Source organism: Brevundimonas sp., from assembly GCF_030656255.1.
Taxonomy (GTDB): domain Bacteria; phylum Pseudomonadota; class Alphaproteobacteria; order Caulobacterales; family Caulobacteraceae; genus Brevundimonas.
Genome location: NZ_JAUSOE010000063.1, coordinates 1 through 3,016 on the forward strand (window position 1 = coordinate 1; position 3,016 = coordinate 3,016).

Annotated in this window: 3 protein-coding genes; all 3 read left to right on the forward strand. The window is 70.1% G+C overall.

Annotated features, from left to right (window positions below; all coding sequences use genetic code 11):
- A partial coding sequence (locus Q7J26_RS07005) for a TSCPD domain-containing protein (protein WP_304935771.1) occupies positions 1-1,938 on the forward strand: 1,938 nt, incomplete at its 5' end.
- A gap of 55 nt (positions 1,939-1,993) precedes the next feature.
- Positions 1,994-2,488 carry a pentapeptide repeat-containing protein gene (locus Q7J26_RS07010; protein ID WP_304935772.1) on the forward strand — a complete coding sequence of 165 codons (495 nt, stop codon included), beginning with the start codon at positions 1,994-1,996 and terminating at the stop codon, positions 2,486-2,488.
- An 81-nt stretch (positions 2,489-2,569) separates the two neighbouring features.
- The coding region (locus Q7J26_RS07015; protein ID WP_304935773.1) for a pentapeptide repeat-containing protein at positions 2,570-3,016 on the forward strand (447 nt) is incomplete at its 3' end.

Consider the following 3,016-nt stretch of genomic DNA (forward strand, 5'->3'; position numbering starts at 1 on the left):
GCCCTACTGGCCGCCGAATCGTCGTTGGACGGCGGGCTGATCGCGACCTTCGCCCCCCGCGACGCCGAGGCCCTGGCCGAGGGCGGTGTCAGCCGCGCCCTGCTGGACCTATCCGCCGTCGCCGCCCTGGACAGCGGGACCTTCGATCTTCTGCCCGACCTGGTGCGTCTATGGACCGTGGCCCTGGATCTTCAAGCCGCGAGCGCCGCCATCGCCCTGGGGCTGGAGGGCCTGTCGGCCGCCCTGATCCCGGCCGGCGGCGACCTGTCCGAGCGGGCCGAGGCCCTGGCCGGACTGACGGCGGTCGTGGCGGCCCAGACCTCCGCCGAGTTGGCCCAACTGCGCGGCCCCTGCGCTGAATGGGACGGCGTGAAAAGCCAGGTCGCCGACGCCGACCGCATTCGCCGCGCCCGCCTCAAATCCAACCCGGACCCCCTGGCCGCCGTCGCTTTGAAGCGGATCGGCAAGCTGGGCGCGCCCCGGCGCCATGCGACCATCAGCCTGTTCGTCGATGACGCCGAGGCTCGGCTGCGTCTGGGCCTGAGCGCCCCTTCGGTCATCGACGTCTTCCAGACCGCCGACGGCCAGATCGGCCGCCGCCTGGCCCCGCCCCTGGCCGCCGCCCTGGCCTACGCGGGCGGCGACGTCCAGACGGCCGAGCGCCGGCTGTTCGGCCGTCGCACCCTGGTCGAGGCGCCGGGCGTCGATCACGCCGCCCTGCGCGGATTCGGGTTCACCGACATCGAACTGGCCGCCGTCGAACAGGCCCTGGCCGGGGCCGACGGGTTCGACGCCGTCTTCACCGCCCCGGTGCTGGACCCCGGCTTCATCCGCGACGTCCTGGGACTGGAAGACGGCGACGGCCCGTTGCTGAACCTGCTGGGCGTGCCCGAAGAGGCCGAGGCCGAGGCCGCGCGCTGGGTCTTCGGTCACGGCGGCCTGACGGATTGGCCCGAGGCGCCCCCTGCCGTCGCCGCCTTGCTGGCCGATCCAGCGAGCGTCGAGGCCAATCTGCGCCGCGCCGTCGAACCGTTCAGCGACGCGCCCGACACGGCCGTGGACATCCTGGACTGGCGCGCCACCGCCGCCCAGGCCGCCCGCCGCCTGGCCCAGGCGGCCGCCGTGGGTGGCCGCGCGGTGCGGCTGCGTCGCGCGGCGCCGCCCCCCGGCCCCCTGCTGAACCTGCCGAAAGCCGATACGGCTCCGCGCCTCGAAACACCCCGCCCCGCCCCCGCCCCTGCGCCGCAGGAGCGCGTCGTCGAACGTGTGGTCGAACGCGAGCGCGCCCGCCGCAAACTGCCCGACCGCCGCAAGGGCTATATCCAGAAGGCGGCCGTCGGCGGGCACAAGGTCTATATCCACACCGGCGAATACGACGACGGCGAACTGGGCGAGATCTTCATCGACATGCACAAGGAAGGCGCCGCCTTCCGCAGCCTGATGAACAATTTCGCCATCGCCATCTCGATCGGGCTTCAGTACGGCGTGCCGCTGGACGAGTTCGTCGACGCCTTCGTCTTCACCCGGTTCGAACCGGCCGGCCGCGTCACGGGCAATGATTCTATCCGCTCGGCGACCTCGATCCTGGACTATATCTTCCGCGAGCTGGGCGTCTCCTATCTGGACCGCCACGAACTGGCCAACGCCGGCCCCGACGAGTTGAACGCCGACGGCCTGGGCCATGGCAAGGCGGAGGGCGGAGAGGCTGTCCCCGCCGCCCGCTTCATATCAAAGGGTTTCGCCCGCGGCTCCGCCCCCGACAATCTGGTGGTCCTGCCCTTCGGCAAGAAGGCCGAGCCCGAGCCGAAGATCGCCGCCAACACAGAGGCCGTCGCCTGCCCGTCCTGCGGCGACTTCAGTCTGCAGAATCGCGGCGGCGTCTGGGTCTGCGACACCTGCGGCGATGCGCGGGCGCTTCACGGCGGCGATCAGGGCTAAGTTAACGGCTGGGGTCTAGGCTGAGGCCACGCGACGTTTTCGCTGGAGCGACCCCATGTCCCGCCTGACCGCCCTTTCCATCGCCGTCGCCCTGTTTGCGGCGGCCGCAACCCCTGCCCTGGCGCAGAACGCCGGCCAGATCGCCAGCGTGAAACGCGGCGGATCCTGCGCCGGCTGCAACCTGTTCCAGGGCGATTTTTCAGGCCTGGAGGCGCGCGGCCTGAACCTGTCCGGCGCGCGCCTGCGTCAGGCGGACCTCAGCCTCAGCGTGATGAACCGCACCCGCTTCTCCAACGCCGACCTGCGCGACGTCGAGGCTTATGGCGGCGTCTTCTCCGGCTCCAACTTCTCGGGCGCGGACCTGACCAACGCGAGTTTCGTCGGCGCCTATCTGCAGGGCGCCAGCTTCTCGGGCGCCAATCTGACTGGAACCAACCTGTCCGGCGCGGACCTGTCGCGTGCGACTGGATTGACCCAAAGCCGACTGAATCGCGCCTGCGGCGACTCCTCGACCATCCTGTCGGGAAACCTACGTATTCCCGCCTGCTGACGGCCATCCGCCTTGCGGGGATTTAACGAAATTACCTCGATTTAAGTAGGTATGATCGGTGTTTCGGGGCATTCAGACTGCGTGAAACAGATCGCTCGCCCCACCTCCATCCGATTGAAATCCGCCCTGATCGCGGCGGCGGGCCTGATGCTCGCCACCCCCGCCTTCGCCGGGGTCGAGATGGCGGTTCAGGATCGCGACGTGGCCCGGTCGGTGTCGCTGGGCGGATCGTGCAATCGCTGCGAACTGTCGGGCCGCAACCTGTCGGGCGCCACCTTCACCGGCGCCAGTTTCATGAACGCCACCCTGGTCGGCGCCAATCTGCGCGGCGCGGAAATGGTCGGGTCCAACTTCACCGGCAGCGACTTCAGCCGCGCCAATCTGGCGGGGGTCGAGATCGTCGGGGCCAACTTCACCTCGACCAATTTCACCGGCGCCGTCCTGACGGGGGCCGAGGCCCAGGGCTCATCCTTCGTGCGCGCCAACCTGTCGCGGGCCGACCTGTCGGGGGCCGAACTGCACGGCGTG

What these genes read in the sequence shown, in the direction of transcription:
- Q7J26_RS07010 (WP_304935772.1), top strand. Translation starts at nt 1,994, where the DNA reads ATGTCCCGCCTGACCGCCCTTTCCATCGCCGTCGCCCTGTTTGCGGCG.